Source organism: Mesorhizobium sp. WSM3879, assembly GCF_002294915.1.
GTDB lineage: Bacteria > Pseudomonadota > Alphaproteobacteria > Rhizobiales > Rhizobiaceae > Mesorhizobium.
The window spans coordinates 624,565-651,353 of sequence record NZ_NSFZ01000001.1; the positions used below are offsets into that span (position 1 = coordinate 624,565).

Annotated in this window: 27 protein-coding genes; 13 read left to right on the forward strand and 14 right to left on the reverse strand. The window is 64.5% G+C overall.

The window, feature by feature from the left end:
* Positions 1-192: 192 nt before the first annotated feature.
* From sppA to CK218_RS03025, 4 genes are all read left to right on the forward strand, one after another.
* On the forward strand, positions 193-1,146 hold the full coding sequence (sppA, locus tag CK218_RS03010; protein WP_067318883.1) for a signal peptide peptidase SppA: 954 nt from the start codon (positions 193-195) through the stop codon (positions 1,144-1,146).
* Between the two features lie 75 nt (positions 1,147-1,221).
* Positions 1,222-1,506, forward strand: coding sequence for an integration host factor subunit beta (locus CK218_RS03015; protein WP_027165368.1), 285 nt, complete (start codon positions 1,222-1,224; stop codon positions 1,504-1,506).
* Between the two features lie 61 nt (positions 1,507-1,567).
* On the forward strand, positions 1,568-1,900 hold the full coding sequence (locus CK218_RS03020; RefSeq protein ID WP_095783527.1) for a DUF1049 domain-containing protein: 333 nt from the start codon (positions 1,568-1,570) through the stop codon (positions 1,898-1,900).
* A gap of 22 nt (positions 1,901-1,922) precedes the next feature.
* Positions 1,923-2,894, forward strand: a complete 972-nt coding sequence (locus CK218_RS03025; protein ID WP_095783528.1) for an ornithine cyclodeaminase family protein — start codon at positions 1,923-1,925, stop codon at positions 2,892-2,894.
* A gap of 42 nt (positions 2,895-2,936) precedes the next feature.
* On the opposite strand, the gene CK218_RS03030 is transcribed toward CK218_RS03025, so the two are convergent.
* Together CK218_RS03030 and CK218_RS03035 are read right to left on the reverse strand one after the other, a co-directional pair.
* Complete coding sequence (locus CK218_RS03030) at positions 2,937-3,317, reverse strand: VOC family protein (protein WP_095826875.1); 381 nt, start codon at positions 3,315-3,317, stop codon at positions 2,937-2,939.
* A 33-nt stretch (positions 3,318-3,350) separates the two neighbouring features.
* Positions 3,351-4,097: a YafY family protein gene (locus tag CK218_RS03035; protein ID WP_095826876.1), complete on the reverse strand. Its 747-nt coding sequence runs from the start codon at positions 4,095-4,097 to the stop codon at positions 3,351-3,353.
* Positions 4,098-4,221: 124 nt separating this feature from the next.
* Here CK218_RS03035 and CK218_RS03040 point away from each other — a divergent pair, with 124 nt between their 5' ends.
* The 6 genes from CK218_RS03040 (at position 4,222) to CK218_RS03065 (ending at position 11,178) form a co-directional block, all read left to right on the forward strand.
* Positions 4,222-5,280 carry a class I SAM-dependent rRNA methyltransferase gene (locus CK218_RS03040; RefSeq protein ID WP_095826877.1) on the forward strand — a complete coding sequence of 353 codons (1,059 nt, stop codon included), beginning with the start codon at positions 4,222-4,224 and terminating at the stop codon, positions 5,278-5,280.
* A complete protein-coding gene (locus CK218_RS03045) occupies positions 5,281-6,141 on the forward strand; it encodes an RNA methyltransferase (RefSeq protein WP_095826793.1) in 861 nt (286 codons plus the stop codon). It begins immediately after the preceding gene.
* A gap of 13 nt (positions 6,142-6,154) precedes the next feature.
* Positions 6,155-6,643, forward strand: a complete 489-nt coding sequence (gene lspA, locus CK218_RS03050; RefSeq protein WP_067004065.1) for a signal peptidase II — start codon at positions 6,155-6,157, stop codon at positions 6,641-6,643.
* Positions 6,644-6,695: 52 nt separating this feature from the next.
* Positions 6,696-7,685 (forward strand): MDR family oxidoreductase, encoded by a 990-nt coding sequence (locus CK218_RS03055; protein WP_095826794.1) that lies wholly within the window; start codon positions 6,696-6,698, stop codon positions 7,683-7,685.
* Between the two features lie 142 nt (positions 7,686-7,827).
* Positions 7,828-10,107 carry a PAS domain-containing hybrid sensor histidine kinase/response regulator gene (locus CK218_RS03060; protein WP_095826795.1) on the forward strand — a complete coding sequence of 760 codons (2,280 nt, stop codon included), beginning with the start codon at positions 7,828-7,830 and terminating at the stop codon, positions 10,105-10,107.
* A gap of 186 nt (positions 10,108-10,293) precedes the next feature.
* Positions 10,294-11,178, forward strand: a complete 885-nt coding sequence (locus CK218_RS03065; RefSeq protein WP_095826796.1) for a GNAT family N-acetyltransferase — start codon at positions 10,294-10,296, stop codon at positions 11,176-11,178.
* A 116-nt stretch (positions 11,179-11,294) separates the two neighbouring features.
* On the opposite strand, the gene CK218_RS03070 is transcribed toward CK218_RS03065, so the two are convergent.
* Positions 11,295-11,927: a trimeric intracellular cation channel family protein gene (locus CK218_RS03070; RefSeq protein WP_095778725.1), complete on the reverse strand. Its 633-nt coding sequence runs from the start codon at positions 11,925-11,927 to the stop codon at positions 11,295-11,297.
* Positions 11,928-12,038: 111 nt separating this feature from the next.
* Positions 12,039-12,689: a nucleotide exchange factor GrpE gene (gene grpE / locus CK218_RS03075; protein WP_067004211.1), complete on the reverse strand. Its 651-nt coding sequence runs from the start codon at positions 12,687-12,689 to the stop codon at positions 12,039-12,041.
* 218 nt (positions 12,690-12,907) lie between these two features.
* Here grpE and CK218_RS03080 point away from each other — a divergent pair, with 218 nt between their 5' ends.
* Positions 12,908-13,108 (forward strand): hypothetical protein, encoded by a 201-nt coding sequence (locus tag CK218_RS03080; RefSeq protein ID WP_067004075.1) that lies wholly within the window; start codon positions 12,908-12,910, stop codon positions 13,106-13,108.
* A 42-nt stretch (positions 13,109-13,150) separates the two neighbouring features.
* On the opposite strand, the gene CK218_RS03085 is transcribed toward CK218_RS03080, so the two are convergent.
* From CK218_RS03085 to cysG, 6 genes are all read right to left on the reverse strand, one after another.
* Positions 13,151-13,771, reverse strand: coding sequence for a DJ-1/PfpI family protein (locus CK218_RS03085; protein ID WP_095778722.1), 621 nt, complete (start codon positions 13,769-13,771; stop codon positions 13,151-13,153).
* A gap of 243 nt (positions 13,772-14,014) precedes the next feature.
* Positions 14,015-14,548 carry a DUF934 domain-containing protein gene (locus CK218_RS03090; protein ID WP_067318908.1) on the reverse strand — a complete coding sequence of 178 codons (534 nt, stop codon included), beginning with the start codon at positions 14,546-14,548 and terminating at the stop codon, positions 14,015-14,017.
* Between the two features lie 186 nt (positions 14,549-14,734).
* On the reverse strand, positions 14,735-15,499 hold the full coding sequence (locus tag CK218_RS03095; protein ID WP_067004081.1) for a phosphoadenylyl-sulfate reductase: 765 nt from the start codon (positions 15,497-15,499) through the stop codon (positions 14,735-14,737).
* Positions 15,474-17,144 (reverse strand): nitrite/sulfite reductase, encoded by a 1,671-nt coding sequence (locus tag CK218_RS03100; RefSeq protein WP_095778721.1) that lies wholly within the window; start codon positions 17,142-17,144, stop codon positions 15,474-15,476. The genes CK218_RS03095 and CK218_RS03100 overlap by 26 nt, the downstream gene beginning before the upstream one ends.
* A 39-nt stretch (positions 17,145-17,183) precedes the next feature.
* Positions 17,184-17,489 carry a DUF2849 domain-containing protein gene (locus tag CK218_RS03105; RefSeq protein ID WP_095826797.1) on the reverse strand — a complete coding sequence of 102 codons (306 nt, stop codon included), beginning with the start codon at positions 17,487-17,489 and terminating at the stop codon, positions 17,184-17,186.
* Positions 17,486-18,934: a siroheme synthase CysG gene (gene cysG / locus CK218_RS03110; RefSeq protein WP_095826798.1), complete on the reverse strand. Its 1,449-nt coding sequence runs from the start codon at positions 18,932-18,934 to the stop codon at positions 17,486-17,488. The genes CK218_RS03105 and cysG overlap by 4 nt, the downstream gene beginning before the upstream one ends.
* A gap of 415 nt (positions 18,935-19,349) precedes the next feature.
* Here cysG and CK218_RS03115 point away from each other — a divergent pair, with 415 nt between their 5' ends.
* Together CK218_RS03115 and ybaL are read left to right on the forward strand one after the other, a co-directional pair.
* Positions 19,350-19,790, forward strand: a complete 441-nt coding sequence (locus CK218_RS03115) for a host attachment family protein (RefSeq protein WP_164747059.1) — start codon at positions 19,350-19,352, stop codon at positions 19,788-19,790.
* A gap of 211 nt (positions 19,791-20,001) precedes the next feature.
* The gene (gene ybaL, locus CK218_RS03120) at positions 20,002-21,804 is read left to right on the forward strand and encodes a YbaL family putative K(+) efflux transporter (protein WP_245434857.1); all 1,803 of its coding nucleotides are present in this window, start codon (positions 20,002-20,004) and stop codon (positions 21,802-21,804) included.
* 66 nt (positions 21,805-21,870) lie between these two features.
* Here ybaL and CK218_RS03125 read toward each other — a convergent pair whose 3' ends face one another.
* The 4 genes from CK218_RS03125 to CK218_RS03140 form a co-directional block, all read right to left on the reverse strand.
* Complete coding sequence (locus CK218_RS03125; protein WP_067004093.1) at positions 21,871-22,620, reverse strand: SDR family oxidoreductase; 750 nt, start codon at positions 22,618-22,620, stop codon at positions 21,871-21,873.
* A gap of 63 nt (positions 22,621-22,683) precedes the next feature.
* Entirely contained in the window at positions 22,684-24,930 is a 2,247-nt protein-coding gene (locus tag CK218_RS03130) for a transglycosylase domain-containing protein (protein WP_095826799.1), read from the reverse strand.
* A gap of 198 nt (positions 24,931-25,128) precedes the next feature.
* Entirely contained in the window at positions 25,129-25,512 is a 384-nt protein-coding gene (locus CK218_RS03135; protein WP_067004095.1) for a hypothetical protein, read from the reverse strand.
* A 176-nt stretch (positions 25,513-25,688) separates the two neighbouring features.
* Positions 25,689-26,714 carry a beta-propeller fold lactonase family protein gene (locus CK218_RS03140; protein WP_245434860.1) on the reverse strand — a complete coding sequence of 342 codons (1,026 nt, stop codon included), beginning with the start codon at positions 26,712-26,714 and terminating at the stop codon, positions 25,689-25,691.
* Positions 26,715-26,789 lie beyond the last annotated feature (75 nt).

Sequence of the window (26,789 nt, forward strand, 5' to 3'; positions counted from 1 at the left end):
ACGACTAGGACGAATCCGGCTGCACTGCCAGCTCTTCATAGCAGATAGGAACGGGCTGCGTTAATTTTTCGTGAGGTCGTCGTGACCGCCGCGTTGCGCCAAGACCTGTCAGGGCCAGGGCATCAGGAAACGGTAGCCCCGCGCGGATGGTTGCTTTAAAAGCGTCCTTTCCCACCGAATGTGAGGCTGACCATGGCAATGAGAGCCGACGACCTGATCGACCGCCGCCGCTTGCGCCGCAAGCTGACGTTCTGGCGCGTGACCGCGTTTGTGATTGTGGCGGCAGCTCTGATCGCGTTTTCGGCATGGATCTATGGTGACGATTTCACCGGTCAGGCGATCGACCACATCGCGAAGGTCAAGATTGAAGGCACCATCACCGAGGACGAGGAGCTGATCAAAAGACTGGAGACGATCCGCAAATCCGCAACGGTGAAGGGCGTCATCCTGTCGATCGATTCGCCCGGAGGCACCACGGTCGGCGGCGAGTCGATCTATGAGGAAGTGCGCAAGCTCGCCGCCGACAAGCCGGTGGTGGCCGAGGTCGGCACGCTGGCCGCGTCCGCCGGCTATATGATCGCAAGCGCGGCCGACCACATCGTCGCCCGCAAGACCTCGATCGTCGGATCGATCGGCGTGCTGATCCAGTATCCCGACGTGAGCGGCCTGATGGACAAGCTCGGCATCAAGCTCGAGGAAGTGAAGTCCTCGCCGCTCAAGGCTGCGCCCTCGCCGTTCAAGCCGACCAATGACGACGAGCGCGCCATGGTGCGCAAGCTCATCCTCGACAGCTATGACTGGTTCGTCGGCATTGTCGCCGAACGGCGCAAGATGACCCGCGAGCAGGCGCAGGCGCTGGCCGACGGTTCGATCTTCACCGGCCGCCAGGCGCTCGCCAATCACTTGGTTGATGCCGTTGGCGGCGAACCCGAGGCGATCAACTGGCTGGCGACCAAAGGGGTCGACAGCAAGCTCAAGGTCGTCGAATGGAAGGATACGGAGGGGCACGGCCTCCTGTTTTCGAGAAGCATGACCAAAGCCGTCGCCAATGCGCTCGGCCTGCCGGACGCCGGCGGCGACATCATTCACGAGCTTGGCGCCGACCGCTTGTTCCTTGACGGTCTCGTTTCGGTCTGGCACCCTTGACAACCATTGGGACGAGCCAAATAAAGCAATAAAATCATCCTGATATTTGACCGCAGTGGTTTACGGGGAACGTTCATGATCAAGTCCGAGCTTGTGCAGATCATTGCCGCGCGCAACCCCCATCTTTTCCTCCGCGACGTTGAAAACATCGTCGGCGCGATCTTTGACGAGATCACCGACGCGCTCGCCGAAGGCAACAGGGTCGAGTTGCGCGGTTTCGGTGCCTTTTCGGTGAAAAACCGTCCTGCCCGCACCGGCCGCAACCCCCGCACCGGCGAATCCGTCGAGGTCGAGGAGAAGTGGGTGCCGTTCTTCAAGACCGGCAAGGAGTTGCGCGAAAGGTTGAACGGCGGCAAATAGGCGCTGCGCCGGCAGGTCGGGAAACGACGTTTCGGCGCTTAAGCCACCTCCAGGAGATTTGATGTTCAATCGCGTCATGCTCGTCGTGGTCTTCGTGCCGCTGGCCGTCATCCTGATCGCGCTTGCCGTCGCCAATCGCGGCCTCGTCGCCTTCACGCTCGACCCGTTCCATCCTGGCAATCCAGCGCTGACGCTGAATTTGCCGCTCTTCATCTTCCTGTTCCTGGCTTTGGCCTTCGGCATGATCGTCGGCAGCATGGCTACCTGGGTGAAGCAGGGCCGCTACCGCAAGCTCGCGCGCCAGCGCGGGCTGGAGGCCGAGAACCTGCGCCAGGCAGTGAGCCGCGCACCCGCTGCGCCGAAAGGACCGGCGCTGCCCAAGCCGACGAACTAAACAGCGCCTTAGGGAGCTTTCCATGCTGACTATTTCGGCCGCCGAGGTCGACCGCGCGCTGACCTTTTCAGGTCTGGTCGAGACACTGCGCACCGCCTTCCGCGAAGGCGCCGTGCAGCCGGTGCGCCACCATCACGCGGTCGAGCGGCCGGACGGCGCCGCCTCGACGCTTTTGTTGATGCCGGCCTGGACCGACTTCGACGCCGCCGGCACCTCGGCCGGCGGCCATATCGGCGTCAAGATCGTCACCGTCTCGCCGGACAACAACGCCATCGGCAAGCCGGCGGTGATGGGCCTCTATCTGCTGCTCGACGGCGTGACCGGCGAACCCCAGGCCCTGATCGACGGCCAGCGGCTGACGCAATGGCGGACCGCCTGTGCCTCGGCGCTCGCCGCATCCTATCTCGCCCGCGCGGACGCCTCGCGGCTCTTGGTGATCGGCGCCGGCGCGCTGTCGCCTTTCCTTGCCAAGGCGCATTCGGCGGTTCGGCCGATCACCTCCATCCGCATCTGGAACCGCACGCCGGCCAATGCCGAAAAGGTCGCGGCAGCACTGCGCGCCGAAGGTTTTCCAGCAAGCGTGGCAGGCGACCTCGAAACCGAGCTTGGCGAGGCCGACATCATCTCGTCGGCGACGATCACGACCGCGCCGCTGATCAAGGGCGCGCTGTTGAAGCCGGGCGCCCATGTCGATCTGGTCGGCGGCTTCACGCCGCAGATGCGCGAGAGCGACGACGATGCCATTTCCCGCGCCCGCGTCTATGTCGATACCCGCGCCGGCGCCACCAAGGAGGCCGGCGACATCGTGCAGCCATTGGCTTCCGGCGTCCTGAAGCCTGCAGCGATCATCGCCGACCTGCACGAACTGGCGCGTGGCGAGAAACAGGGCCGGCAAAGCGATAGCGAGATCACGCTGTTCAAGTCGGTCGGCGCAGCGCTTGAAGATCTCGCCGCCGGCATCGCCGTCTACAAGGCGCTCAGCACAAGGCAGTAGGGAATAGGGCAGTAAGGCAATAACGAAGCTCACACCTTACGCCTACTGCCCTGCTGCCTCGTTCGGCCAATAAACCCGCAGCCGATGACCGTCGGGATCGAGCGCGACGAAGGTGCGGCCGAAGTCGAGATCGACCGGAGCCTGCAGGATTTTCAACCCGCGTCCCGCCCAGTCCGCGTGCGTGGCGTCGACCGCGGCCGCATTCTCCATCGCAAGCACGAACTCGCCGCCCCCGCCCGCGGCGGCGGCCGCCGGTTCAACCGTGTGGCGCGACCACAAGCCGAGCTTGAAGCCGTTGTCGAGGACGAACATGGCGAAGGTGGGCGAGGCCTCTACTGGCTGGCGCCCGAGCAGCGAGGCGTAGAACGCCCCGCTCTTCTCGGGGCTGTCGACATAGAGGATGACGAAATTGGGCGTGGTCATGTCGGTCTCCAAGGTGTTTGAACCTTGGCCAAGCTAGATCATCCCACTGTCAGATTCTGGCAGCAGCGATCGGCCAGCAGGCTCCTGCGCCGTTTTCCGGGCCGATTCATCGTGCGTCGCTCGCCATTCCTTGAGCATCGCCTGGCGGCGGCGCGGATAGCGGATCTCGGTGGCTGCGAGATTGGCCATGCGGTCGGCGCGGAAATGCCGGAAATCCTGGCGCATCTCGCACCACGCAACCACCACCCGCACCTTGTCGAAGAAGCCGAGCGCGAACGGCCAGACCATGCGCTCAGAGGTCGCGCCACCGGCGTCGCGGTAAAGGAAGCCGAGCTTGCGCTCGCTGCGGATCGCCTGCCTGACGATGCCTAGATCGATCGTCTCGCCGCTCGCTGAATTTGGCCCGACCAGTAGCGTCGTGGCGTCGAGATCCTCACGCAGATCGTCCGGCAAGACCGCCGCGATCTTGGACAACGCATCCGCCGCCGCCGCGGCCAGCCGCTTGTCCGGCTGTTTCGCCACCCAGCGCGAGCCGAGCACGATCGCCTCGATCTCCTCGTCGGTGAACATCAGCGGCGGCAGCATGAAGCCGGGCTTCAGCACATAGCCCAGCCCCGCCTCGCCTTCGATCGGCGCGCCCTGCCCCTGCAGCATCGCGATGTCGCGATAGAGCGTGCGGATCGACACGCCCATTTCCTCCGCAAGCGTGCGGCCGCTGACCGGCCGGCGGTGGCGGCGCAGAATCTGGATCAGGTCGAGCAGGCGTTCGGAACGGGACATGACCGGAGACTTGCCCGTTTCTTCGGGCGAGGTCCATCGCATCGCGACAGAACAGCGCCGGACCATGCGGTTGCGAAGGTCATGGGCCTATGCCAAAAGCGGCGTGCCGTTCCGGAGATTGTTCTTGAAGTCCTTTCGCGACCGAAACCGCGACAACCGTCCGCGCCAGCCGGCGAATCCCTCCAGCCAGTCGCGCCTGCGGGAGGCGGCTTCGCCGGAGAGGCCGGAGCCGCATCGTCGTCAGGCAGCAGAACCAGCGCAGCGCCCCCTCGCCCGCCGCGAAGGCCCGTTGCCCGCCGAGCGCCTGCCGCTGATCCTCGAGGTCGCGCCCAACGCCGACTATGCTCTGCTGGACAGCGGCGCCGGCGAAAAACTGGAGCAGTATGGGCCCTACCGCATCGTGCGCCCCGAAGGCCAGGCGATCTGGCAGCGGGCGCTTCCCGCCAAGGAATGGCAGCGCGCCGACGCCATCTTCACCGGCGACACCGACGAGGAAGGCATCGGCCGCTGGCGTTTTCCAAAAACGCCGCTCGGCGAAACCTGGCCGATGAAGCATGACGGCATCGACTATCTCGGCCGCTTCACCTCATTCCGCCATGTCGGCGTCTTTCCCGAACAAGCATCGCATTGGGACCACATGGCCGGCCTGATCGCCGCGGCAAAGCGACCGATCAAGGTGCTGAACCTCTTCGGTTACACAGGCCTTGCCTCGCTGGTGGCGGCGCGCGCCGGCGCAGAGGTCACTCATGTCGACGCCTCGAAGAAGGCGATCGGATGGGCGCGCGAGAACCAGGAGAGAGCCGGCCTCTCCGACAAGCCGATCCGCTGGATCGTCGAGGACGCGGTTAAGTTCGCCGAGCGTGAGGAGCGCCGTGGCAGCCACTATGACATCGTGCTCTTCGACCCGCCCGCCTATGGCCGCGGTCCCAAGGGGGAAGTCTGGCAATTGTTCGAGGATCTGCCGGGGCTCACCGATCTCTGCCGCTCGATCCTGACGCCGAAGCCGATCGCCGTGGTGCTGACCGCCTATTCGATCCGCGCCTCCTTCTTCGCCATCCATGCCTTGATGCGGGACGCCTTCGCCGGCATGGGCGGCACGGTCGAATCCGGCGAGCTGATCATCCGCGAGAAATCCGCCGGCCGCGCGCTGTCGACCTCGCTGTTCTCGCGCTGGGTGGCTTGAATGGTCCCGCATGATGGCGCCCGGCCCGTCGGGCAGGTCAAGGAAGTCACCAGCCTCGCCAATCCGCTGGTCAAGGACATCAAGGCGCTGGCGCTGAAGAAGTTCCGCGACCAGCAGAACGCCTTCATGGCGGAAGGCCTGAAGCTGGTCATCGACGCACTCGACCTCGGCTGGTCGATCAGGACGCTCGTCTTCGCCAAGGCCGGGCGCGGCAACGCGGCGATAGAAAAGGTCGCGGCGCGCACTGTCGCCGCCGGCGGCACCGTGCTCGAAGTCTCGGAAAAGGTGCTGGCGGCAATCACCCGCCGGGAAAACCCGCAAATGGTCGTCGGCGTCTTCGTCCAGCAGACGCTGCCGCTGAAGGATATCCGCGCCACGGACGGCGACGTCTGGGTCGCGCTCGACCGCGTTCGCGATCCCGGCAATCTCGGCACCGTCATCCGCACCGTCGACGCCGTCGGCGCCAAGGGCGTCATCCTGGTTGGCGACACCACCGATCCGTTTTCGCTGGAAACCGTGCGCGCCACCATGGGCTCGATCTTTGCCGTGCCGGTCGCGAAGGCGACGGAGCAGGCTTTTCTGGCCTGGCGGCGCGACTTTCCGGGCCTCGTCGCCGGAACGCATCTGAAGGGCGCGGTCGACTACCGGTCGGTCGACTTTTCGAGAGGCCCGGTGCTGCTGTTGATGGGCAATGAGCAGCAGGGCCTGCCCGACAGCCTTGCCGACAGTTGCGACCGGCTGCTCAGGATCCCGCAGGCCGGACGCGCCGATTCTCTCAATCTGGCGGTTGCTACCGGCGTCATGCTGTTCGAAATCCGGCGTGGCGCGTTGAAGCTCGACCCTGCTGCCGACACGCGATGAGGGCTGCGAAATCGTGAAATCCTGGTCACCTTACGCCCTGCTGGTCGTGCTCGCTATCGCACTCGACCAGTGGATAAAACAGCTGGTGGAAAACGGCCTCGCCTTCCAGGAAAAGGTGGATCTGCTTCCTTTCCTGGCGCTGTTTCGCACCTACAACACCGGCATCGCCTTCTCGATGTTTTCCTCCTTCGGCGACACCGGCCTGGTGGTCATCGCCGCGCTCGTCGTCGCCTTCGTGCTCTATTTGGCGGTGCGCACGCCCCCCGGTCACGTCCTTGCCCGGATCGGCTTCGCCCTGATCGTCGGCGGCGCGCTCGGCAATCTGATCGACCGCGCGGTCTACGGTCACGTGATCGACTATATTCTTTTCCACACGCCGGTCTGGTCCTTTGCTGTGTTCAACTTTGCCGACGCCTTCATTTCGGTCGGCGCCGCGCTGGTCGTCTTCGACGAGCTGATCGGCTGGCGGCGGGAAACCAGGTCCCAGGATCCAGGCAATTGACCTGGCGTGGCCACCGCCGCAAATTTGTTTCAAACAAAACGAGGAGACCAAAGTGTCCGATACCTTTAAAGCCATCCTCGTTTCGCGCGACGCCGAAAAGAAGCAGTCGGTCGAGATCGTCGACCTCACCGAAGCTGACCTGATGGAAGGCGATGTCACCGTCGCCGTCGAGGCGACGACGGTGAATTACAAGGATGGGCTGGCCATCACCGGCAAGGCCCCGGTCGTGCGCCGCTGGCCGCTGGTGCCCGGCATCGATTTCGCCGGCACTGTCATCGAATCTTCGCACCCCGACTGGCGCAAGGGCGACAAGGTCATCCTCAATGGCTGGGGCGTCGGCGAGACGCATTACGGCGCCTTTGCCGCCCGCGCCCGCGTCAAGGGCGACTGGCTGGTGCCGCTGCCCGACGGCATGAGCCCGCATGATGCGATGGCAGTCGGCACCGCCGGCTATACGGCAATGCTCGCCGTGATGGCGCTGGAGCGGCATGGCATCGTGCCGGATCGCGGACCGGTGGTGGTGACGGGGGCCGCCGGCGGCGTCGGCTCGGTCGCCATCTCGATCCTCTCCACCCTCGGCTACCATGTGATCGCCTCGACCGGGCGCAATGCCGAAAGCCCCTATCTGATCGACCTCGGCGCGGCCGAGGTGATCTCACGCGACGAGCTCAGCCAGCCGGCCAAGCCGCTGGCCAAGGAATGCTGGGCCGGCGGCGTCGACTCGGTCGGCACCCATACGCTGGCCAACGTGCTGGCGATGACGTCCTATGGCGGCGCGATCGCCGCGTGCGGCCTGGCCGGCGGCATGGACCTTCCGACGAGCGTCGCCCCCTTCATCCTGCGCGGCGTCTCGCTGCTCGGCATCGATTCCGTCATGGCGCCGAAAGCGGTCCGCCTCGAGGCGTGGCGCCGCATTGGCGCCGACCTCGACCTCAAGAAACTGTCGACCCTGTCGCGCTCGATCGGCTTCGACGGCATCATCGGCGCCGCGCGCGACATCGTCGACGGCAAGATCAGAGGCCGCGTGGTCGTCGATCTATAGGGCAATTCCAGGAATAGAGTTCGGCGATTTCGCGTCCAAGGCGCCCAAAACCAGGCAAAACTGCCGGTTATCGGCATGGACGACTAAAATTCGAACGATCCGCCGCAATCTTCCATAATCTCTGTCTGGCAAGGTTTTCCGCATGCTCGCGGACTCCGACTTCAGACAGGACAGCAAAGCCGCAGGCGACGACGGACTGGGTCCTGACGCGCCGAAGCGGCAGGTGCTTGCCGCGCCGCCGCTGGTCCCCGCATTGCAAGCGGACAGTCATGAAGGCCTGCCGTTCCTGACGATCGTCGCCATAGTCGTCCTGGCCGGGCTGGCGCATCTCACCGGAGCGCCGATCTTCATCACCATAGGCCTCCTGGCGACGGGTCTGGGCGGCCTGATGATGCATCTGCGCAACCAGCGCGCCGAGCGGCGCACCGCCGCACTTCTCGACGAGACGGCCGCCCGTAGCCGCGCCGAGATCGAGACCCTCGCCGATCGCATGTGGGAGATGCAGGAGAGCGAAGAGCGTTTTCGCGGTCTGATCGATGCGCTCGGCGACCTCGTTGTCCATCGCGACCGCGACGGCCACATCGTCTACGCCAACAAGGTGTTCGCCTCGCTCGTCGAGATCGATCAGCGCGACCTCGCAGGCAAGACGCTTTCCGAGCTCGGCATCGACGTCGGCGTCGTGCCAGAGGCCGCCTTTTCGGATCATGAATGCCTGAGCTCCACCGATGTCGCCATCCGCACGCCGAACGGGCCGCGCTGGTTCTCCTGGATCGAGCTCTCGGTGCGGGACAGGGACACCGGTGCTGTTTCGCACCGGGCGATCGCCCGTGACATCACCGCCCGCAAGCGCGCCGAATCGTCGCTGATCACCGCCCGCGAGCGGGCCGAATACGCCAGCCAGGCCAAGTCGCGCTTCCTTGCCACCGTCAGCCACGAGATCCGCACGCCGATGAATGGCATCATGGGCATGGCGAAGCTGCTTGCCGACACCGACCTGTCGCCCGAGCAGCGTACCTATGTCGGCGCCGTCTCGACTTCCGCAAGCTCGTTGCTGGCGCTGATCGAGGATCTGCTCGACTACTCCAAGATCGAGGCCGGCCGCTTCGATCCCGAGCCGCAGCCGACATCCCTGCGTGAGATCGCCGACAACATCATCGAACTGCTGGCCGCGAAGGCCTTCTCCAAGAACATCGGCCTCGGCTGTCACGTCGAGCCCGACGTGCCGCAGATGATCACCGCCGACCCCGGTCGCGTGCGCCAGGTGCTGCTCAACCTCATCGGCAATGCCGTCAAGTTCACCGACACAGGCGGCGTGCTGCTTACCGTCGCGCGCGCCAGCACCGAGAGCACCGACCGCATCCGCTTCACCATCGCCGACACCGGTCCGGGGCTGCGCGAAGAGGATATGGAGCGCATCTTCGAGGAATTCGAGCAATCCGACGGGACTTCGACCAGGGTGCACGGCGGCGCCGGTCTCGGCCTAGCCATCTCCAAGCGCCTGGTGATCGCCATGGGCGGCACGATCTCGGTTTCGAGCCGGCTAGGCGAGGGATCCGAATTCGTCTTCGACATTCCGGCGACCGCGGCAACCCAACGGCCACAATATCGCCGGGACATCCTCTCGGGCCGACGCGCGGTGATTGTGTCCAAGAATGCCGTCGAGGCCGATGCCATCGCTCGCACCATCCGCGCGCATGGCGGTGCCGTCGAGATCGCGGCCACGCCGGACCAGGCCATTGCCTTCGCCGCCGGCTGCAACGTGCTTCTGGTCGACGCCGCGCTCGAGAACAGCGACGGCCGCCTGCTCAAGCGGCTGCGTCAGAGCGGTTTTGTCGACTGCCAGGCCATCACCCTGATCGCACCCGCCGATCGCGGCATGCTTGGCGAATTCCGCGCCAACGGCTACGCGACGTTCCTCGCCCGGCCGGTGCGCGGCGAAACGCTGCTGCGCGTGCTGTTGACCAGTCATGTGCCGGCACCCGTCGAGCCGCGGTCGGAACCGCGCGGCGCCGCGTCCGTCCGCCGCCGCGACAAGGGCTTGTCCGTGCTGATCGCGGAGGACAATGACATCAACGCGATGCTTGCCCGCGCCACGCTGCTCAAGGCCGGACATCGCGTCAAGATCGTCGGCAACGGCAAGGCCGCGGTCGAAGCCGTCACCGACGCCGGCCTCAAGCATCGTTTCGATGTCGTGCTGATGGATCTCCACATGCCGGTGATGGACGGGCTGGACGCGATCGCCGCCATCCGCCGCCATGAGGAAGCGCTTGCCGTGCCGCCGATCCCGATCATGGTGCTTTCGGCCGACAGCCAGGAAAAGACGCGCCACACGGTTTTGGCCCACGGCGCCAGCGGCTTCGTCACCAAGCCTCTCGACCCCGATGCGCTCGTCCAGGCCGTCGAGAGCCAGGCTGCGGCGTAACGAATTTTTTAGACTTTCCCGAACGCCTTGGATTGCTTGGCTTTCGCAGCCATAAGATGGCCGGTTGAGGGTATTGCCCAGCCGACGAAGTATTGCCGGGATCGCCGTATCACGGTACTGTCACAATCCTGTTGCACCTACACCGTATCCCCGTGCCAAGAGGGATGGCTCGAAGGAGAATCACTCGTGCATACAGTCATGCCTGAATGCGATACTCGGCCGAACGCCAGCGCCCTTCTCGGCGCGCGTGCCGCCGACGCTTTCGCAAGCGGCGCACCGCTGGGCCGCATCGGCAACCTGGAAGTGCGGCTCGCCCGCAACGGGGCCGAGATCGCCGCCGCCCAGGAAGTGCGTTATCGGGTATTCTATGACGAGCTCGGCGCGAGGAAGGATTTGTTCCAGGCGCAGGATCGGCGCGATGCCGACCGCTTCGACCCGCTCTGCGATCATCTCCTGGTTTTCGACACCTCGCTTCCCGGCCCAGAGCACCGCCGTATCGTCGGCACGTATCGCCTGCTGCGGCAGGAGATCGCCACCGCGGCGGGCGGCTTCTACTCCGAGGGCGAGTTCGAGCTGACCAAGCTGGTGGCGCGCCATCCGGGCCAACGCTTCCTGGAGCTCGGGCGCTCCTGCGTGCTGCCGGAATATCGCTCCAAGCGCACCATCGAGGCGCTCTGGCAAGGCATCTGGGCCTATATCAACCACTATGGCATCGGCGTGATGACCGGCTGCGCGTCCTTCCACGGCATCGTGCCGGCGGCGCATGCGGAGGCGCTTACCTACCTCGCCCATCACTGCCGCACCGACCAGGCCTGGGATGTCCGGGCGGTGGCCGGCCGCTACTGCTCGATGGACTTGATGCCTATCGAGGCGGTCAATGCCAAGGCCGCGATCGCCGCCATGCCGCCGCTCGTCAAAGGCTATCTGCGTGTCGGCGCCCGCATCGGCGACGGCTGCGTCATCGACCACGAATTCTCCACCGTCGACATTTTCGTCGTCATGCCGGTCAAGGAGATCGGCGCCCGCTACGTCAACTACTATGGCGGCGAAGGCCAGCGTTTCGCGGCGTGAGTCTGGCGAATAGCGAATAGCGAATAGCGAAGGCAGTAACGATAGTAGGCTCATTACAACAGCCCTATCCGCTACTCCCTATTCGCTACTCTCTATTCGCTATTCGCTGTTTGCTATCACGGAATATCCTCCGGCCTTCGCCCGGGCCGGCTCTTATAGGCCGGGAAGGACCAGCCGAATTTGAGCGCCCCGCCCCGCACCAGGAACGCCGCCGCAAAGCCGAGCAGGCTGGATGGCAGGGCCGACATGCCAACGAGATCGCCAAACGTGAAGAGCGCTGCGCCCGCAAGCGCGGCCGTGACATAGATTTCGGGCCTGAGCAGCACGGAAGGCTCGCCTGCGATCAGGTCGCGCAATATGCCGCCGAAGGTCGCGGTGAGCACCCCGGTGATGACCGACACGACCGGCGAGCCGGTGATCGCCAGGCCCTTTGCAGCCCCCATCACCGCAAAGGCGGCAAGTCCGATCGCATCGAGCCAGAGCAGCAGCTTGTAGCGGGATTCCACACGATGGGCGCTGAAGAAGACAAGCACTGCCATCACGGCGCAGATCAGCACATAGCCGCTGTTGGCGACCCAGAACACCGGCAGGTTGAGAATGACGTCGCGCAGCGTTCCGCCACCAATGCCGGTGATGCTGGCCAGAAACAGGAAGCCGATGATATCGAGCTCTTTGCGTGACGCGGCAAGCGCGCCGGTCGCCGCGAAGACGGCGACGCCGGCATAGTCGAGCAGCTCGATGGGATTCATGGGCGAGCGAATAGTGATCGGCGAATAGTCAGTGCACAGTGAATATCACGAAGCGGTGCGGTTGGTACCGTCCTTCCCTATTCGCTATTCCCTATTCGCTATTGGCTCCCTTCACGCATCCTTCTCGGCCTGCTCGTTCACCGGACCCGGCTCGACCGGCGCTTCGGCGGCGGCGGCCTTTGGGCCGCCCTTGGAGACGCCGACCATCGCCGGCCTCAACACGCGCTCGCCGATCGAATAGCCGGGTTGCACGACCTGGACCACGGTCCCGGCCGGAACGTCGGGGTTGGGCACTTCGAACATCGCCTGATGGAAGTTCGGGTCGAACTTCTCGCCTTCGGGCGCAAGCTTCTTCACCCCATGCCGCTCCAGCGCCGCCAGCATGGCGCGCTCGGTGAGGTCGACGCCCTCGATCAGCGCCTTGAAGCCGGCATCGCCGGAGGCCTTGGCCTCGGTCGGAATGGCGTCCAGCGCGCGGCGCAAATTGTCCGACACCGACAGCATGTCGCGCGCGAAATTGGCCACAGCGTAGGTGCGTGCGTCATGTACATCACGCGCGGTACGGCGCCGCAGATTCTCCATTTCGGCAGCTACGCGAAGCGCCCGGTCCTTCAGTTCCTCGTTTTCCTTCAGCAACCGCACAAGCGCCTCATAGTCGCCGTCGACGCCACCTTCCGCACGTTCGCCGGAAGCCCGGGCCTCGGAAGCCTGGTTGGCTTCGATTTCCTCGGGCACGCGTTCGTCTTTTGCCTGGTCGCTCATCGCCATTTCCCGTCATTCGAATTGGTTTGGATTTGCGCCCGATATCGAGGTTTAGGGCCCAAAAATCAAGGGGCAAGCACCGATGACCACCCTTCCACGATCGTTCCAAATTAATTCAAATTTTACCGTATCGGACGGCTTTGCTTGCCACTAAGGGCCTATGCGGGAACCATTGCCGGGCTGCGAGAGTTTCGAAGCCGACACAGGATTTTGGGACCATGAAGGGCAACATCGGCGAAAGGCGCGCCAAGCTCGCCGAGGATATCAGGCGACAGGTTGGCACCGAAACGACCAAGCGCCTTCTGCGCACGCTGCCGGCATTTCGCCTGGAAAAAGAAGTCCCAAAGCAGTTCACGGATCTGCTCGACCGCCTGGACGGCGCCGAAGCGGACAAGGTGGACGGCCAGCGGCAGCACTAGCCGCAGACCGCCCTTAGTTCCACAGCGTAAGGCGCTGAGGAGCTATGCGGCCCTGCGCTCGTCGCGCATCAGCGCCTCGCCATGGCGAATCTCGGTGCCAAGCACCTTGAGGCACTCCCGCATGAACGCCGCAAGGCCGGGCCATCCCTTTGCCGAAACCAGATTGCCGTCGACATGCGCGCCGGTCGGCGACACGTCGATATAGGTGCCCCCGGCGAGCGTCACCTCGGGCTCGCAATACTGCAGCGCCGCCACCTCCCTGCCGCGCACCACGCCGTCGACCGCGATCAGGATTTGCACGCCGTGGCAGATGGTGAAGATCGGCTTGCCGGTGTCGTGGAAATGCCTGACCAGCGCCTGCACGCGCTTGTCGATGCGAATATATTCCGGCCCGCGTCCGCCCGCAGCGTAGACCGCGTCGTAATCGGCGGGATTCACCTCGGCGAATGTCTCGTTGAGGATATAGTCGTGGCCGAGCTTTTCCGTATAGGTCTGATGGCCCTCGAAGTCGTGCAGCGAGGTCTTGAGCACGTCGCCGGCCTTCTTGTCCGGGCAGACGACATGGACGGTGTGACCGACCGCATGCATCGCCTGTTCAAAAACGAAAATCTCGTACTCTTCGCTGAACTCGCCAACGAGCATCAGTATCTTCTTGCCTGCCATGCCGTTTTGCTCCCTTGCCGGCGGTTTATTTCGGGGCGCGAAATAATCACCGTATCCTAAGGGCAAGGCGGCAAAAGGGGAAGTGAAATTCGCAGAACTGGTCTGACCAGATTGTTTTCAACGAGGGTATGCAAGCAGACCAGCTCCGCGCGGACCTCGAAAACAAGACGCTTGGTCAGACCAAAGCTGCAGGCTCGCTTGGTTTACCGGATGGCTGCCTTCGGCGGTCAGCGCGGGGACGGCTCAGCCCGGGCGTTTGCGCCGCCAGGAATATTTCGGGCCCTTGGCTTCCGGCTCTACCGCCGGCTGGTAATAGACTGGCAAGCCTCCTGTGCGCCCTTCCTCCAGCCGCTTCAACAGCACCGGATTGGAGACCTCGAACTCGTCGAAGCCGAGCCGCAGCATATGCGGCAATTGATCGACCAGGACCTGGCCCGTGGCGCGCACCGCGCCTTTGAAGTTATGCCGGGTGCGCAGCAATTCGCCCTTGGAGAAGGAGCGGCCGTCGTTGAAGGCCGGGAAGGCAAGCGCCACCAGCGACAGCTGGTCGAGCAGGCCGACGATCTTGTCGAGCTCGTCGCCGGGGAGCAGGAGCACGCCGAGGCGCTCCTTGGCCGACCTGCGGATATCGTCATCGAGCCCGAGAAAGGCCTGCAACGGGAGGATGAAGCGGCCATTGCCGGCAAGCGCTTCGGCGCTCTCGGCATGGGTCCATTCGTCCTCGCGGAAACCGTTCGGGGTCCAGAGGCGGGTTTCCGATTTGGTCGGCTCAGTCATCAAAATTCCTAATGCCCTAAGATCCTAATGCCCTAAGAATGAAAGGATATGTCGCTGTTCAGGTCGGCCCGGAGTCGAAAATGGTGGCTTTCGAGAACGGGAGCGGAGCGTACTTCAACTACGCGAGCTCCGAAAGCGCAGGAACCCGCCATTTGCAGGCCGGCCTCACCTGAGTAGCGGCTGTCCTTAAAGTGATGCGTCGGTCAGCGACTTCTCCAGCCCCGACAGATGGATGCCGCACTCGGTCTTGGCGTGCCCCGCCCAGCGGCCGCTGCGCGCATCCTCGCCTGGCTGTACCGGCTGCGTGCAGGGGAAGCAGCCGATCGACAGATAGCCATAGGCGACCAGCGGGTTTTCACGCAGCGCATGCGCGCGCATGTAGTCGGCCTGGTCGGATGTCGTCCAATGCGCGAGCGGATTGATGCGGATGCGCGAGCCGACGGCCTCGAAGACCGGGAGTGCCGCGCGCGTCGAAGCCTGGAAGCGCTTGCGACCGGTGAACCAGGCGCGGAACGGCTCGACGCCACGCGCCAGCGGCTCGACCTTGCGCAGGTTGCAGCACGCGTCGGTAGCGGTCTCATGCAGCCGGCCGGTCGGATCGACGCGTTCGAGCGCCGCTTCGTTCGGCTTGATCACTCTGACATCGGTCAGGCCGAAATCGGCGACCAGCGCGTCGCGGTAGCCCAGCGTCTCCTCGAAATGCTTGCCGGTGTCGAGAAAGATCACCGGCAGCGAGCGGTCGATCTCGGCAATCATGTGCAGGAGGACTGCCGAATCGGCGCCGAAGGACGACACGGCGGCAACCTCGCCGCGGAAGAATTCACGCGCCGAGCGCTCGATGATCTCGATCGGCTTCAGATGGCCGAGCAGCGCGTCGAGCCCCGCCGCTTCCGCGGCGACGCCGGCCTCGACGCCGCCGATCCGGTCAAGCGGCCTTGGTTTCGCCAGCATAGAGCGCCTCCTTGAACGGCGCGGGACCGACACGGCGGTAGGCGTCGATAAAACGTTCACTGGGATTGAGCCGAAGGCCGAGATAGGTGTCGACGATCTGCTCGATGGCATCGGTGATTTCTTCCGAAGAGAAACCGCGGCCGATGATCTCGCCGACCGACGTGTTCTCGTCGGCCGAGCCGCCAAGCGTGACCTGGTAGAGCTCGGAGCCCTTCTTCTCCACGCCGAGAATGCCGATATGGCCGACATGGTGGTGGCCGCAGGCGTTGATGCAGCCGGAAATCTTCAGCTTCAGCTCACCGATCTCGCGTTGCCGCTCCAGCGAGGCGAAGCGGCGCGAGATTTCCTGCGCGACCGGAATCGAACGCGCCGTGGCAAGCGCGCAATAATCGAGGCCGGGGCAGGAGATGATATCGCTGATCAGGTTGGAATTGGCGGTCGCCAAGTCGATCTCGACCAGGGCGTCATAGACGGCCTTGAGGTCGGCGCGCGCCACATGCGGCAGGATCAGGTTCTGTTCGTGGCTGACGCGCAGCTCGTCGAAGGCGTATTTCTCGGCGATGTCGGCAACCGCCTCCATCTGGCTGTCGGAGGCGTCACCGGGCACCTCGCCGATGCCCTTGAGCGAGATCGTCACCGCCGCATAGTCGGGGTGGCGATGCGTTATCACATTCTGGTCGAGCCACTCCGAAAAACTCTTGGAATCGAGCCGCGCCTGCTTTACCTGCGCGTCGCCTTCTGGCCGGTCAGGCAATGCCGGCGGCGCGAAATAGGCATTGATCGCCTGGATGTCGGCGTCCGGCAGCTTCAGCTCCGCGTCCTTCAACTCCTGCCATTCGGCCTCGATCTGGCGGGTGATCTCCTCGACCCCGGTCTCGTGGACGAGGATCTTGATACGCGCCTTGTACTTGTTATCGCGGCGGCCATAGAGGTTGTAAACGCGCAGGATCGCCGTGCAGTAGGACAACAGCTCGGCTTCCGGCAGGAAGTCGCGGATCTTCTTGGCGACCATCGGCGTGCGGCCCTGGCCGCCACCGACATAGACGGCAAAGCCCAGCTCGCCGGCCGCGTTCTTCTTCAGATGCAGCCCGATGTCGTGCGTCTGGATGGCGGCGCGATCACGCTCGGCGCCGGTCACCGCGATCTTGAACTTGCGCGGCAGGTACGAGAACTCCGGATGCACCGACGACCACTGGCGCAGGATCTCCGCATAGGGACGCGGATCGGCAACCTCGTCGGCGGCCGCGCCGGCGAAATGATCCGCGGTGACGTTGCGGATGCAGTTACCGCTGGTCTGGATGGCATGCATTTCGACACTCGCCAGATCAGCAAGGATCGCCGGGATGTCGGACAGCGCCGGCCAGTTGAACTGGATGTTCTGGCGCGTGGTGAAGTGGCCGTAGCCCTTGTCGTATTTGCGGGCGATGTGGCCGAGCATGCGCAATTGCCTGCTGTTCAGCGTGCCGTAGGGCACGGCGATACGCAGCATATAGGCGTGCAACTGCAAATAGACGCCGTTCATCAGCCGGAGCGGCCGGAACTGGTCCTCGGTGATCTCGCCGGCAAGCCGGCGCTGCACCTGGTCGCTGAACTCGGCGACGCGGGCCTTTACGAAATCGTGGTCGAACTCGTCGTAACGGTACATGCTTCGTCTTTCAGGGCGCGTCCGCCCGCTTTCTTGTGTCTATGCCGCCCGTGCCGGAGCCGGGCTCGCCTGCTTGCCGAGGTCGGTGCGGATGGTGGGGCCCGCGGCGCGGATCTTCTCGCGCAGCCGCACCGGCTCGACCGCGCCGTTGATCACGGTCACATCGATCAGGTTGACGTCGACGACTTCGTTGTTGGCAGCGGCCGCGGCGCCGATGGCCTCGAGCCGATCCTCCGCCGCCTTGTCATGGGCGATGTCGGCACGACTGACGGTCTCCGCCCAGCCGCCATCGGCGTACCAGACTGCGATACCGTCCGAGAGCCTGTTCGCGGTCAGAACCTTCATTGCTCAACTCCTTCGGCCGCTACGCCGGCCGTATCTTCACGCGTGTGCGCCGCAAGCGGCTCGGATTGTTCGAAATTGGCGCCGGCGACCGCGTCGCCGATGATGGTCATGACCGGACCGGTAAGATCGGCGCGCGCTTCCAGCGACGGCAGGTCGGCGAGCGTGCCGTGGAAGCGGCGGCGATTGCCAAGGCTGGCATTCTCCACCACGGCGACGGCAGTATCGGGCGACAGCCCGGCTTCGATCAGCCGGCCGGCGACTTCGGCTGCGACCGAGCGGCCCATATAGACGGCGACGGTGGCGCCCGAAATGGCAAGCTTTGCCCAATCGGGCAGTGAGTTGCCCTTGAGGTCATGCCCGGTGGTGAACACCATCGAGGACGTCACGCCGCGCAGCGTCAGCGGCAATTCGAAATCGGCGGCCGCGGCGAAGGCGGCGGTCACGCCCGGAACCACCTCATAGGCGATGCCGGCCTCGCGAAGTGCTGCCATTTCCTCGCCCGCCCGCCCGAACACAAGCGGATCGCCTGATTTCAGCCGCACCACGCGCTTGCCGGCGCGGCCAAGCTCGACGAGCAGAGCGTTGATTTCTTCCTGGCTCTTGGAATGGCAGCCCTTGCGCTTGCCGACAGGCAAGCGCTCGGCATCCCGGCGCCCCATGGTGACGATCGCTTCCGGCACCAACGCGTCGTAGACGATCGCGTCGGCCTCCATCAGCAGGCGGTGGGCGCGCAGCGTCAAAAGATCCTCCGCGCCCGGGCCGGCGCCGACCAGAGCGATGTGACCTGCGGTCGGCGCGTCCGAAGTCAGAAGTTCGAGCGCAGCACTATGCGCCCTGGCGAACTCTCCGGCTTCAACCGCCTTGGCCGGGAGGCCGGCGAAGAAATCGCTCCAGAACCGGCGGCGGCGATTGCCTTTCGGCAGCCGCTCGGCAGCAGTGCGAAACGACGACGCCAAGGCCGCCAGCCGGCCAAGCGACGGCGACAGCATGCGATCGATGCGCACCCGCAGCAGCTGCGCCAGCACAGGGCCGGCGCCCTCGGTGCCGATGGCGATGGCGACCGGCGCGCGGTTGACCAGCGCCGGTGTGAAGAAATCGCAGAGCTCAGGCCGGTCGACGGCGTTGACCGGAATGCCCAGCCGGCGGGCGTCTTCCACCACGCGGCGGTCGAGCGCCTCGTCGCCGCTGGCGGCAAACACCATGGCCGCGTCCTCGAGGTGCGCGGCATCGTAGGCGACATCGACGTGGACAGCGCCGGTGGTTGCAATGAAATTCAGAAGCTCGGGATCGGCATTGTCCGCAGTGATGCGCAGCGTCGCGTTTGACTGAGCAAGCAGCCTGGCCTTGGCCAGTGCCTCCTCGCCGTTGCCGACGATGGCCACGGCTTCGCCGTCGACCCGCAGGAAAACGGGGAAGGCGTTGAGCTTGGCATTGGCTGGCGACATGGCGATAAACAGTACGAGAACAGTCTGGCAGTTTATGCGGGCCTGGGAAAAACCAGAAGGCAAGCACTCGCGCATCCCTTGATGGCAGGCAATCGCTTTTTCGCAGCCGCGAAAGGCAGGAGAAAAAAATTCTACGCCGGAGCTTGAGGTGGTCAGGCACCTCTCCGAGAGCTATTGATCCGGCATAGTTTTTAGCGCCGTGCAGCCGACACGGCAAAACGTTTTTTTCTAAATTCTACTAACTAGTAGATTAAGACGCGGTCTTGCTGGTGGGTGAGGTCGCTGCCGCCTGCAGCACATCCTCCAGTCGTTGGTTCATCCGGAACTATCATGCTCGGCGGCACGTTTCGCTAACGATCCATCCCGTCGGTCGAGCCGCTCTCGCGGGCTCGATGGGCTCAAGGCAAGGAGGAAAATTATGAACATCAAGCTTAAACGCGGTCTCTGGGTGGTCGTGGCCGACGGCGAGAAGGCGCTTTTCCTCCGCAATGAAGGCGACAGCAAGTTTCCGAACCTCGAGGTGGTTCAGGAGATGGAGCAGGAAAATCCCGCCACCCGGGAGCAAGGCACCGATAAACCGGGCCGATATGCCGAAGGGCCACGCAGCGCGATCGAAGAGACCGACTGGCATCGCCTCGGCAAGGAACGTTTCGCAAGCGATATTGCCGACCGGCTCTACAAGCTTGCGCATCGGGGTGAGTTCGACCAGCTCGTGCTGATCGCGCCGCCGCAGGTGCTCGGCGAGATGCGTCAGAAGCTGCACAAGGAAGTCAGCGAAAAAGTCCAGGCCGAAATCCCCAAGACGCTGACCAATCATACCGTCTTCGACATCGAGAATCTGCTCAAAGCGGCCTGAGCGGCACACAGGAACGCACAGTGCAGGGGATTGATGCCGTGGCCCCTGATGGCGGCTCGCTGATTTTCTCATCCGGCGTCCGATCGCGGCGCCGAATTCCGTCTAGCGGTGGTTGCGTCACCGCCCCTCCCCCGATCATATTGGGAAGGGGCGGCGGCCCTCGGGCGGCGCTTATCGACATCGTGAATTCTCGGAAGGCGCTCCATAGACAATGCCGCATGACACGCCCCTGATCGCCACCATCGTCGCCGGTTTGGGGCTTGCCTTCGTTTTCGGAGCATTGGCCAACCGATTCCGCATCCCGCCGCTGGTCGGCTATCTCGTGGCCGGCGTGCTGGTCGGGCCGAACACGCCGGGCTTCGTCGCCGACGCCAGCCTTGCCAACGAGCTCGCCGAGATCGGCGTCATCCTGCTGATGTTCGGCGTCGGCCTGCATTTCTCGCTGAGGGATCTTTTGTCGGTCCGCGCGATCGCTGTGCCCGGCGCCGTCGTGCAGATCGGCTTTGCCACGCTGCTCGGCGTCGGCCTTGCCTGGCTGCTTGGCTGGTCGCTCGGCGCCGGCCTTGTCTTCGGCCTCGCGCTCTCCGTCGCCTCGACCGTCGTCCTACTGCGCGCCATGCAGGAGCGGCGGCTGATCGAGACCGAGCGCGGCCGCATCGCCGTCGGCTGGCTGATCGTCGAGGATTTGGCCATGGTGCTGGCGCTGGTGCTTTTGCCGGCGCTCGCCGGCGTGCTTGGCGGCCAGCCGCAAGCCGACGACCATCCGAGCCTGATTTCGCTGCCCGCCAGCCACGGCATATGGGGCGTGGTCGGCATAACGCTGGCCAAGGTCGTCGCCTTCGTTGTCGTCATGCTGGTCGTAGGCCGCAGGGTCATCCCCTGGATCCTGCACTATGTCGCCCATACCGGCTCACGCGAGCTGTTCCGGCTCTCGGTGCTTGCCATCGCGCTCGGCGTCGCCTTCGGCGCGGCGAAGCTGTTCGGCGTCTCGCTGGCGCTGGGCGCCTTCTTCGCCGGCATGGTCATGAGCGAGTCCGAGCTCAGCCACCGGGCGGCGGAAGAATCGCTGCCGCTGCGCGACGCTTTTTCCGTGCTGTTCTTCGTTTCCGTCGGCATGCTGTTCGATCCGTTCAGCCTGGTCAGCAACGGCCTGCCGATCCTGGCGACCTTAGCCATCATCCTCATCGGCAAATCGCTCGCCGCTTTCGTCATCGTGATCGCCTTCCGCTATCCGGTCGCGACCGCGCTGATGATCTCGGCCAGCCTTGCCCAGATCGGCGAATTCTCCTTCATCCTGGCCGAGCTCGGCGTCGGGTTGAAGCTTCTGCCCGAACAGGGCCGCGACCTCATTCTGGCCGGCGCCATCCTGTCGATCCTGCTCAACCCGCTGATGTTCCTGATCGTCGACAGGATCAAGCCGTGGCTGGAAAAGCGCGCCGGCAAAACGGCAGAGCCCGAGGAATCAAGGCCGATCGGCCCGGCGACCGAGCCCGGCCAGGTGGCCTCGGCGGCGGCAGCGTCTGAAAGCGAGAATGGTCTGCCGCCGCGGACAGGCCTCACCGGCCATTCCATCCTCATCGGCTATGGACGTGTCGGCAGCCTCGTGGGTGCCGCGCTGAAACAAGCCGCCCTGCCCTTCCTGGTCGTCGAGGATGCCGACAAGACGCTGGCGAAGCTGAGGGCCGAGGGCGTCGAAACGGTGGCCGGCAATGCCGCCAATGCGGACGTCTTCGCGGCCGCCAATCCGGAAGGCGCCAAACGGCTGATCCTCGCCATCCCCAACGCATTCGAGGCGGGACAGGTGGTGCTGCGGGCGCGCGCGGCCAATCCCGGCATCAGCGTCATTGCGCGCGCCCATTCCGATGCCGAGGTCGAGCATCTCAAGGCTCTCGGCGCCGACATCGTGATCATGGGCGAGCGCGAAATAGCACGCGGCATCGTCGAGGCGGTTACCGGCATGTCACCCGCTCGGCTGGACGACGCCGCTGCCGAGATCAGGCCGCAGCCTGCCTGACGCTCGCCTGCACAAACCAAGCGGATCAGGAAACGAATAACGGAAGCGATGTCGCTGAGATGGAAGTCACACGTGCTGGCCGCCATTGATGTGGATTTCCGAGCCGGTCACGTAGGACGCCTGGCCCGAACACAGGAAAAAGATGATGTCGGCCACTTCCGACGTGGCGCCCAGCCTTCTCAGCGGGATCGTCTCGACGATCTTGTCGGTGCCGGGCGACAGGATCGCCGTGTCGATCTCGCCCGGCGCGATCGCATTGACGCGGATGCCGTGCGGCCCGAAGTCATGCGCCATCTCGCGCGTCAGAGAACCCAGCGCCGCCTTCGACGTCGCATAGGCCGTGCCGGCAAATGGATGCACGCGCGTGCCGGCGATCGAGGTGACGTTGACGATCGAGCCCTTGGCGGCGGCGAGTTCCTTGAACAGCCCTCTCGCCAGCATGATCGGCGCGAAGAAATTGACCTGGAACACGTCGCGCCAGACATGCATCGGCGTCTCGATCGAGTTCATCCGGCCGCCGTCCTTGAGCTTGGGCGAGATGCCGGCATTGTTGACCAGCGCGTGCAACTGCCCGCCATGCGCCTCCAGCCGGTGGCGGATTTCCGAGACGGCAATGCCGACATCCTCCTGATCGGCAAGGTCGACCTTGATGTGGTCCTCGGGACCGGCCGGCCATGGGCAGTCCTCGGCAAAGGCCTGTCGCGAGCAGGTAATGACGCGCCAGCCCTCGCGTGAAAAGCGTTTCACCGTCGCATGGCCGATGCCGCGGCTGGCGCCGGTGAGCACGATGGTTTTTCTGCTGTCGATTTCGGCCATGGCTTGATCTCCGGCCGGACATGTAGCCGAAGGCGCCAGCCATTGCGAGAGGCGAGTTGCCGCTCAACCGCCGCTGAGGATGTCGAGGATCGACGTCTGCCGCCTTTTCTTCGGGCCGCCGACATCGCCGGGCGGCACCGGATGCCCGACCGAGGCGGTAGTCCCGCCGTCGCTCGGCATATCGAAGCCGTCGGCATCGACCGTCTGGGCTGGACGCGCCTGCCGTGCGGTCGCCTGGGCGACAGGGCTCGACTGGCCGACGGGGGCGGGCGGCGCCGGCTGCGAGTTGTCGGCCGAGGGTATCTCGTCCGGCACGACCGTATCGGGCGGCGTCGATTTCCACGTGCCGGGCAACGGCCTGACCGGCAAGCCTTCATGCGCGGCGACCATGAATTCGTGCCAGGCCTGCGCCGGCAAGGCGCCGCCGGTCACCTTCTTCATCGGGCTCCCGTCGTCATTGCCGAACCACACACCCGTCGTGAGGTTGGCGGTATAGCCGACGAACCAGGCGTCGCGTGAATTCTGGCTGGTGCCGGTCTTGCCGGCCGAGGGCCAGTTGAAGGCCGCCTTCTTGGCGGTGCCGACTTCGACCGTGCCCGTCATCATAGAGTTCATCATGCCGACGATGTCGGCCTTGAGGACGCGCGGCGCGCTGCCGCCATTGTTTTCGTAGAGCACCTTGCCGCTAGCCGTGGTGACGCGCTGGATGAAATGGATATCCGGCTTGTAGCCGCCATTGGCGAAAGGCACATAGGCGGCGGTCAGTTCCAGCGGCGTCACTTCCGAGGTGCCGAGCGCGATCGAGGTGTTCGACTGCAGGTCGGATTGGATGCCCATGCGGTGCGCGGCCTCAACCACGGCGTCGGGGCCGACCTCCATGGTGAGTTGCGCCGCCACCGAGTTCAGCGACTTCGCCAGTGCGGTGGCCAGCGTCACCTTGCCATAATATTTGCCGCCATAATTCTCCGGTGTCCATTTGCCTATTCTGATCGGGGCGTCGTTGCGCACGCTGTCCGGTGTGCGGCCTGCTTCCAGCGCCGCCGTGTAGACGAAAGGCTTGAAGGCCGATCCCGGCTGGCGCCGCGCTTCCGAGGCGCGGTCGAACTGGCTGGTCGAATAGTCGTAACCGCCGACCATGGCGCGAACGGCGCCGGAATCATCGATCGACACCAACGCGCCCTGGGTGACGTTGAGCTTCTTGCCGCTCTCGTCGATCAGCCGGCGGATCGACTGCTCGGCGAGCTTCTGCAGCGTCAGATCCACGGTGGTGTCGATGATGATGTCGCCGCGCACGTCGCCGATCAGGTCGGGAAGCTCCTCCATGACCGTGTCGGCGACGTAATTCTCCGAACCGGTCCAGTAGGAGGGCGAGCGCGTCGCCGGCGCGCTCAGCGCCATTTTGTATTCCTTGTCGCCGATCTTGCCTTCCTCGCGCATGGCGGCGAGCACGAGCTGTGCGCGTTCTTCCGCCGCCTTGGGATCGCGCGCCGGCGAAAGCCGCGACGGCGCCTTGAGCAAACCGGCCAGAAGCGCTGCCTCGGAAAGCGTGACATCGCGCGCGCTCTTGCCGAAGTACCGCCGCGAGGCGGCCTCCACGCCATAGGCGCCGGACCCGAAATAGACCCGGTTGAGATACATTTCGAGGATCTGGTCCTTGCTGTGCTTGTGCTCCAGCCACAGCGCCAGCAGCACTTCCTGCACCTTGCGCTCCAGCGTGCGATCCGGCGTCAGGAATAGGTTCTTGGCTAGCTGCTGCGTCAGCGTCGAGCCGCCCTGCGAGAAATGACCGCCAAGGACGTTGGTGACCATGGCGCGCGTCAGCCCGATCGGGTCGATGCCGAAATGCGAATAGAACCGCCGGTCCTCGATGGCGACGACGGCCTCGGGAATATAGGGCGACATTTCATTGAGGCCGACGGCTTCGCCGCCGCTCATGCCGCGATTTGCGATGAGTTGCCCGTCGACCGAGACGATCTTGATGTTGGGCGCGCGGTCGGGGATCGACCATGTGGTCGCCGCCGGCATCTTGGCGCCGTAATAGACGACGACGCCGGCCACCGCGATGCCGCCCCAGATGCAGAAAACGAAGCACCAGTAGAGCAGGCGGCCGAAGATGGAAAACAGCCCGCGCTGGCTGCGATCGCGCCCCCGGCCGCGCGATTTCGCCTTGGCGGATTTGCGTTTCGCTGCGGATTTACGACTTGCCGGCACGACGCGATCCTCCTCGCTGACCGAAAAGCCGTCGGAGGATTTCGCCCGCGGCGAGCCCTCGAAGCTCGGTTCGATGCGACTGTCTCTGCGGTTCGCCATTGCGCTGTGCTTGCTGTCCCCGATGCCGATGGCGCTCGGGTTGCAGAGTAGATGCGGCGGTTTAAAGGCGCGTTAAGTGGGGAAAAATCGAAGTGATTGAAAATCAAATGTTTGGTAAGCGGCCACCTGACGGAGCGCGATCGGCGTGGCATTCCGGCCGCGCTCCAGAGTTTGCATAGGCGGGCGAGTCGGCTCGGACTAGTCGAGCACGGCACGGACCGAGAGCGCAGCTCTCGATGCCCGCATGACATCGCCGACATGGCAGTAGCAGACGATCTCGTGCAGCTGATAGTCCGTCAGCTCGAAGAAGCGTTTTGCTTCGCCGTAGGTGTCGTTCTTCAAACCCTCGTCGTGCAGAACGGGGTCTTCCAGGGCGACGGATATGGGCGAGCCGGCGCCCCGCATGACATTGCGTTCCCGCGGGGCACGATATTCAGTGCCGATCAGCGCGGTCAGGAGCCGGTTTGGCTCACGTTCGAGAAGCTCCGCCCAACGTGCGAGGCGCTGGGTTCGGCTCATGACGGGTTTGGCGGTGCGGACCTCGGCAACGGCGTGCAACTGGTCCAGTGTTTGGTGCTTCATGGCAACCTCCTAGAGGCTAGGTTGGTCGGCCCCAAAACTCCCTATGCGCAGCATGATATCGCCGAACCGCGCGGACGTCATCCGTTTGCCATCCACCCCCGCAAGATTTGATGGGCTGCGCGCGGCCCCCGTGTTTCTTCATGCCGTCGCCAGAATATGGAGCCGAAATCACAGGCTCATCCTGGACGTCCAAGAATGCTGAACTCGGGCTCCGCCGCCTTTCGACCGACGATCGACGACAGGCCGTAGAAAGCCAGCGGCTGTTCCTGACAAGTCACCGCCACGACGCTGTTCGACTTGTCTATGTCCAGGCCCTTCGGCCCGCCCTCCTCGACACTGGCCCTGCCGCGCAGAAAGCTTTCGTCGTCGAGCACGGCGACCGAACGCGACGGCGTGCGGCGCCCCTTCCAGCCTTCGTCGCTTGCATAGACGTGAACCATCGGGCTGCCGGCGTCGGCGACAAGAATGTGGCTGCCGTCCTGCGTGAAGCGCAGGCCATGCGGGTAGTTGGCATTTTCCAGGACACCGGCGGGCCGGGTTTCAGGGCCAAGCGGTTCCGACATGTCGTAGATCTTCACGTCGTTGGTGCCGTGGCTGCTGACGGCGACCCACCGCCCGTCATGGCTGAGCGCGATGCCGTCCGGGATGTCGAGGCCCTGCTCCAGGAGAAGCTGATTCCACAGGTCGCGGTATCCCCATCGCCGGTGAATCACATGGCGGGTCACCCGATGCGTGTAGTTGTTACAGACCAGCAGGCTGAGCCGGCCATGTGACTCACGCCTGACGGCGACCGAGCCGGGCGTTCTCAATCTGCACAATCGGCTGCCTTTGATCACGCGAAGCGGCGAGATTTCGTGCCCTTGTCCGGCCGGTTCGCCTTGCGGCAGGGCGAAGACCGCAACCAGCCCATCGCGATTGGCAACCACAAAAGTCCTGTTGTCGATGAAATCGAGGCCATGCACCTCGCCCATGCTGTCCGATCTGAGCTCCACGAAGCCACGGATAACGATGCTCGGTGCACCGGCCGTCGGCTCTATGTCGATGCGCAGCATCAGGCATTGCCTGCGACCATATCCGGCGACCGCAAGCAAGCGGTTGTCGGGCGAAAAGCGCAGGTCCTCGGTCCGTCCGATCGCGGCGAGCGCATCGTTCACGGCACCGGTGGCCTCGAAATCGATCCGGGGAATCATATCAAAAACCACCGCCGCTCCAGCGAGCGGACCCGGATGCAATAGGCGCTATCCGGAGCCGACCGGTCAAGTCCGCGAGATGCGGAC

What these genes read in the sequence shown, in the direction of transcription:
- CK218_RS03085 (WP_095778722.1), bottom strand. Translation starts at nt 13,771, where the DNA reads ATGGCAGGCAAGAAGATACTGATGCTCGTTGGCGAGTTCAGCGAAGAG.
- CK218_RS03125 (WP_067004093.1), bottom strand. Translation starts at nt 22,620, where the DNA reads ATGGCCGAAATCGACAGCAGAAAAACCATCGTGCTCACCGGCGCCAGC.
- CK218_RS03030 (WP_095826875.1), bottom strand. Translation starts at nt 3,317, where the DNA reads ATGACCACGCCCAATTTCGTCATCCTCTATGTCGACAGCCCCGAGAAG.
- CK218_RS03080 (WP_067004075.1), top strand. Translation starts at nt 12,908, where the DNA reads ATGAAGGGCAACATCGGCGAAAGGCGCGCCAAGCTCGCCGAGGATATC.
- CK218_RS03060 (WP_095826795.1), top strand. Translation starts at nt 7,828, where the DNA reads ATGCTCGCGGACTCCGACTTCAGACAGGACAGCAAAGCCGCAGGCGAC.
- CK218_RS03015 (WP_027165368.1), top strand. Translation starts at nt 1,222, where the DNA reads ATGATCAAGTCCGAGCTTGTGCAGATCATTGCCGCGCGCAACCCCCAT.
- CK218_RS03020 (WP_095783527.1), top strand. Translation starts at nt 1,568, where the DNA reads ATGTTCAATCGCGTCATGCTCGTCGTGGTCTTCGTGCCGCTGGCCGTC.
- cysG (WP_095826798.1), bottom strand. Translation starts at nt 18,934, where the DNA reads ATGTCGCCAGCCAATGCCAAGCTCAACGCCTTCCCCGTTTTCCTGCGG.
- CK218_RS03095 (WP_067004081.1), bottom strand. Translation starts at nt 15,499, where the DNA reads ATGCTGGCGAAACCAAGGCCGCTTGACCGGATCGGCGGCGTCGAGGCC.
- CK218_RS03105 (WP_095826797.1), bottom strand. Translation starts at nt 17,489, where the DNA reads ATGAAGGTTCTGACCGCGAACAGGCTCTCGGACGGTATCGCAGTCTGG.
- CK218_RS03045 (WP_095826793.1), top strand. Translation starts at nt 5,281, where the DNA reads ATGGTCCCGCATGATGGCGCCCGGCCCGTCGGGCAGGTCAAGGAAGTC.
- CK218_RS03070 (WP_095778725.1), bottom strand. Translation starts at nt 11,927, where the DNA reads ATGAATCCCATCGAGCTGCTCGACTATGCCGGCGTCGCCGTCTTCGCG.
- ybaL (WP_245434857.1), top strand. Translation starts at nt 20,002, where the DNA reads ATGCCGCATGACACGCCCCTGATCGCCACCATCGTCGCCGGTTTGGGG.
- CK218_RS03135 (WP_067004095.1), bottom strand. Translation starts at nt 25,512, where the DNA reads ATGAAGCACCAAACACTGGACCAGTTGCACGCCGTTGCCGAGGTCCGC.
- CK218_RS03090 (WP_067318908.1), bottom strand. Translation starts at nt 14,548, where the DNA reads ATGACTGAGCCGACCAAATCGGAAACCCGCCTCTGGACCCCGAACGGT.
- CK218_RS03035 (WP_095826876.1), bottom strand. Translation starts at nt 4,097, where the DNA reads ATGTCCCGTTCCGAACGCCTGCTCGACCTGATCCAGATTCTGCGCCGC.
- CK218_RS03130 (WP_095826799.1), bottom strand. Translation starts at nt 24,930, where the DNA reads ATGGCGAACCGCAGAGACAGTCGCATCGAACCGAGCTTCGAGGGCTCG.
- CK218_RS03100 (WP_095778721.1), bottom strand. Translation starts at nt 17,144, where the DNA reads ATGTACCGTTACGACGAGTTCGACCACGATTTCGTAAAGGCCCGCGTC.
- sppA (WP_067318883.1), top strand. Translation starts at nt 193, where the DNA reads ATGGCAATGAGAGCCGACGACCTGATCGACCGCCGCCGCTTGCGCCGC.
- CK218_RS03025 (WP_095783528.1), top strand. Translation starts at nt 1,923, where the DNA reads ATGCTGACTATTTCGGCCGCCGAGGTCGACCGCGCGCTGACCTTTTCA.
- grpE (WP_067004211.1), bottom strand. Translation starts at nt 12,689, where the DNA reads ATGAGCGACCAGGCAAAAGACGAACGCGTGCCCGAGGAAATCGAAGCC.